The sequence below is a fragment of the Caballeronia terrestris genome, from assembly GCF_001544515.1.
Classification (GTDB): Bacteria; Pseudomonadota; Gammaproteobacteria; order Burkholderiales; family Burkholderiaceae; genus Caballeronia; species Caballeronia terrestris.
The window spans coordinates 1-1,046 of sequence record NZ_FCOL02000481.1 but is presented as its reverse complement, the minus strand read 5'-3'; the positions used below and the strand labels follow the sequence as shown (position 1 = coordinate 1,046).

Here is a 1,046-nt window from a genome sequence, read left to right as displayed (position 1 = left end):
ACGTCACTGGAGGCAAGCACCATCGGTAGTCCGAGCGCGGACGTCCAGTTGGACATTGCGTGCACGCAGCGCTTGTAGTCCGGCCAGCGCACTTGCGTTCGCGCCAATGGCATTGTTTCGACATCTCCGGGTTCCAGGACGAGCCGCGACGATGTCTCTCTCTGCCAATCCGCAAGCAGGCGCGCGGAGGGCATGGGCACGTCGAGCGTGCCTGATAAAACGATGTCACTTACGCGTCGACTGCGGATGGCGTCGCCGCTCCAGAAATAGGAAGTCAGCATGTCTCGCACTCGATGGTGTCGAAGGGAATTCACCTGGGCGATTGTAACGATTCAGCACGATCGCCTCCGGAAACGCAGACAGACCGGCATCGCGATACGGATCTTCGAACCAGAAGTAGTTGGTTTCGTCGCGAGCGCCCTTCGACATCCTCGTCAACAGTGCGGGGATGAACCGGCCAAGCCTCTCATCGAAGTGAATGACGAGGACATTGACGCGATCATGTCGCTCAATGTCAAGGCGGTGTTTCATCTTCCCGCGCGGTGGTCAAAGGGCTGCTGGAGGTGAAGCAGACCGGACCGTTCATTCACGGTTCATCGCAAATGGGTCACGTCGGCAGTCCCGGGCGCACCGAGGACTGCGCGAGCAAGCATGCCATCGACGATTTCCGATGACGAGGCAGGACGCGGTCGACATCAGTTTTGCGGGCACCGAATCAACGCAAAGATGAAGAACAGCATGATGAATAGAAAAGTGAAGAGCTTCAGCGGATTCGCGTCACAGGCCGTGAGCAAAGCAGGAAGAGGAAGGCGGCGATGACCGAAAGAATCATCACCGGCTTGCGGCCGAGCCGATCGGTGAGGGCAGGCATGGTTAGCGCACCCAGCGCACCGCTGAAACCGATGGCCGACAGGACGAACCTCATCTTCGCGATGCCGAGATGCAGAAAATCCGTCGGGTAGCTTGGAAACAGCGCGCCCAACACCACGAGGCAGGTCAACCAGCACAACATGCCGACTGAAGCACGCCGCACGACCGGTCGGAAG

The 1,046-nt window shown here is 59.1% G+C and carries 1 protein-coding gene and 2 pseudogenes; all 3 read right to left on the bottom strand.

Translation table 11 applies throughout. The features are described from left to right. A pseudogene (locus AWB67_RS42865) lies at nt 1-281 on the bottom strand (hypothetical protein); the annotation flags it as partial. Then, nucleotides 226-531 carry a hypothetical protein gene (locus AWB67_RS41260; protein WP_087660908.1) on the bottom strand — a complete coding sequence of 102 codons (306 nt, stop codon included), beginning with the start codon at nt 529-531 and terminating at the stop codon, nt 226-228. The pseudogene AWB67_RS42865 and the gene AWB67_RS41260, both read right to left, overlap by 56 nt. Before the next feature lie 232 nt (nt 532-763). Further along, nucleotides 764-1,046: pseudogene (locus tag AWB67_RS41255) on the bottom strand (hypothetical protein); the annotation flags it as partial.

Coding starts and splice junctions, on each gene's coding strand:
- AWB67_RS41260 (WP_087660908.1), bottom strand. CDS start 531: ATGAAACACCGCCTTGACATTGAGCGACATGATCGCGTCAATGTCCTC.